2 protein-coding genes are annotated in these 2832 nt (G+C 75.5%); both read right to left on the bottom strand.

The window, feature by feature from the left end:
- Positions 1–2165 (bottom strand): chromosome segregation SMC family protein (locus ACFWEJ_RS28270; protein ID WP_377232483.1); only part of this gene is annotated, 2165 nt, incomplete at its 3' end.
- Between the two features lie 118 nt (positions 2166–2283).
- Positions 2284–2757 (bottom strand): nucleoside-diphosphate kinase, encoded by a 474-nt coding sequence (gene ndk / locus ACFWEJ_RS28265; protein WP_285105149.1) that lies wholly within the window; start codon positions 2755–2757, stop codon positions 2284–2286.
- Positions 2758–2832 lie beyond the last annotated feature (75 nt).

Genomic DNA, 2832 nt, shown 5'->3' with positions numbered 1-2832 from the left:
GCGCCGAGCGAACCGAGCTGCTCGGCGGCGGCCGCGCGGGCGGCGTCGGCCTCCCCGAGCCGGGCGAGCGTCTCGTCATAACGCTCCTGGGCCGCCGTGCGCTCCGCGCGGGCCCGCTCCAGGTGCGCCGAACCGTCGATGTCACGCGCGGCGGCCTCGTCCCGGGCCGCCTTGGCCTCGTCCAGCGCGGACTGCAGGTGCAGCACGCTCGGCGCGGCGGCCGAGCCGCCCCACGCGCGCGTGGCGCCCAGCAGGTCGCCGGCGCGGGTCACCGCGACCACCGGCTGGTCCCGGACCAGCGCGCGGGCGCGGGCGAGGTCGTCCACGACCACGACGTCCTGCAGGATCGTCCGCAGCGCGGCCGACGCCGGGCCCGCCACCTGGACCACGTCGGTGGCCCAGCGGGCGCCGGCGGGCAGCTCGACGACGGGGCGCTCGACGGCGGGAACCGTCCGGTCCGAACCCACGACCAGGCTGGCCCGGCCCGCGTCCTCGTCGCGCAGCAGCCGCAGCGCGTCGACGGCCTCGTCGACGCCCGCCACGGCCACGGCGTCGGCCACCGGGCCGAGCGCGGCGGCGACCGCGTCCTCGAAGCCCGCCTCGATACCCAGCAGCGCCGCCACCGAGCCGAGGACGCCCGGCTGGTGGGCCGCGAGCAGTGTGCCCGCGCCGTCCTTGCGGTCCAGGCTCAGCTCCAGCGCCTCGACCCTGGCGGCCGCGGAGCTGCGGTCCCGCTGCGCCGTCGTCACCTGCTCCTGGAGGTGCCGCACCTCGGCCTTGGCCAGCTCCAGCACCTCGGACGCCGCCTCGTGCGCGACGTCGAGCCCCTCGCCGTCCCCCTCGACCCCGCCGACCTCGGTCTCCAGCGCCGAGAGCGCGCCCGAGGACTCCTCCATCCGCTGCTCGGCCTCCAGCAGCGCGTCGCGCAGGCGGTCGAGCTCGGACTGCGCGGCCTCGACCCGGCTGCGCCGCGCGGCGACCTGGCCGGCGAGGCGCGCGAGGCCCTCACGGCGGTCCGCGGCGGCGCGCAGCAGCGCGGCGTGCGAACGCTCGGCGGCCTGGGCGGCCGCCTCGGCCTCCGCCCGGACGTCGACGGCGGACTCGACCGTCTCGCGTGCGATGGCGACCTCGGTGGCCAGCTCCTCCTCGCTCGCGCGGGAGCGGGCGGCCTGGGCCTCCAGGTCGTCGGGGTCCTGGCCCTGGTGCGCGGGCTCGGCGGTGCCGAGCAGCCGGGCGCGCTCCCCCGCCAGCGACTGGAGGCTGCGCAGGCGCTCCCTGGTCTGGGACAGCGCGAAGACGGTGTCGCCCGCCTGGCTGACCTGCTGCGACTCGGCCGACGTCGCCGCCTCGAGGCGGGCCAGCAGGCCGCGCGCCTCGGTCAGCGCCGCCTCGGTCTCGGCCTGCCGCTGCTTGAGCGACCGCTCGTCCGCGCTCTCCTGCTCGAGCTGCGCGGTGAGCTGGGCCAGGTCGTCGGCCAGCAGGCGCGACTTCGCGTCGCGCAGGTCGCGCTGCACGGTCTGCGCCTTGCGGGCCGCCTCGGCCTGCCGGCCCAGCGGGCCGAGCTGGCGGCGCAGCTCGGCCGTCAGGTCGCCCAGGCGCGCCAGGTTGCCCTGCATCGCGTCGAGCTTGCGGAGCGCCTTCTCCTTGCGCTTGCGGTGCTTGAGGACGCCCGCGGCCTCCTCGATGAAGCCGCGGCGCTCCTCGGGCGTCGCGCGGAGCACGGCGTCGAGCTGGCCCTGCCCCACCACGACGTGCATCTCGCGGCCGATGCCGGAGTCGCTCAGGAGCTCCTGGATGTCCAGCAGGCGGCAGCTGTTGCCGTTGATCGCGTACTCGGAACCGCCGCTGCGGAACAGCGTGCGGGAGATCGTGACCTCGGTGTAGTCGATCGGCAGGGCGCCGTCGGTGTTGTCGATCGTCAGCGCCACCTCGGCGCGACCCAGGGGCGCGCGGCCGGACGTGCCGGCGAAGATGACGTCGTCCATCTTGCCGCCGCGCAGCGACTTGGCACCCTGTTCGCCCATGACCCAGGAGAGCGCGTCGACCACGTTGGACTTGCCGGAGCCGTTCGGACCCACCACGCAGGTGATGCCCGGCTCGAGCTCGAGGGTGGTCGCCGACGCGAAGGACTTGAAGCCCCGGAGCGTGAGCGTCTTGAGATGCACTCGGTGAGCCTAACTGTGAACGCGGTCTGAACGTCGGACGTACCGCCGGGATATGCCGAAGCGGCACCCGGATGCCTCGGCAGGGTGCCGCTTCGACGGACGTGCGGTGCGGGGGCGGTCAGCCCAGCTCGGGGAACCAGAGGGAGATCTCGCGCGCCGCCGACTCCGCGGAGTCGGAGCCGTGCACGAGGTTCTGCTGCACCTTGGTGCCCCAGTCGCGGCCCAGGTCACCGCGGATGGTGCCGGGGGCGGCGTCGGTCGGGTTGGTGGCGCCGGCCAGCGAGCGGAAGCCCGGGATCACGCCCTGGCCCTCGGCCACGACGGCCAGGACCGGGCCCGACATCATGAACTCGACCAGGGGGGCGTAGAACGGCTTGCCCTCGTGCTCGGCGTAGTGCGCGGCCAGCAGCTCGGTCGTGGCGTCCTTGAGCTGCACGGCGCGCAGCGTGTAGCCCTTGGCCTCGATGCGGCGCAGGATCTCGCCGGACAGGCCGCGGCGCACGCCGTCCGGCTTGACGAGGACGAGGGTGCGCTCGGCCACGGGCTGCGTCGAGGCCTCCGTGGGCAGGGTCTTCTCTGCGACGTCGGTCATGGGCCCAACCCTATCGGGACCGCGGCCCCTGCCCGAACGTGTCAGACGCTCAGGTCACCGGGGTGACCGGAGCGG

Source organism: Promicromonospora sp. NPDC060204, assembly GCF_042728455.1.
GTDB lineage: Bacteria > Actinomycetota > Actinomycetes > Actinomycetales > Cellulomonadaceae > Promicromonospora.
The sequence above is the reverse complement of the archived record's forward strand: the minus strand, read 5'-3'. Positions and strand labels throughout refer to the sequence as shown.

Coding starts and splice junctions, on each gene's coding strand:
- ndk (WP_285105149.1), bottom strand. CDS start 2,757: ATGACCGACGTCGCAGAGAAGACCCTGCCCACGGAGGCCTCGACGCAG.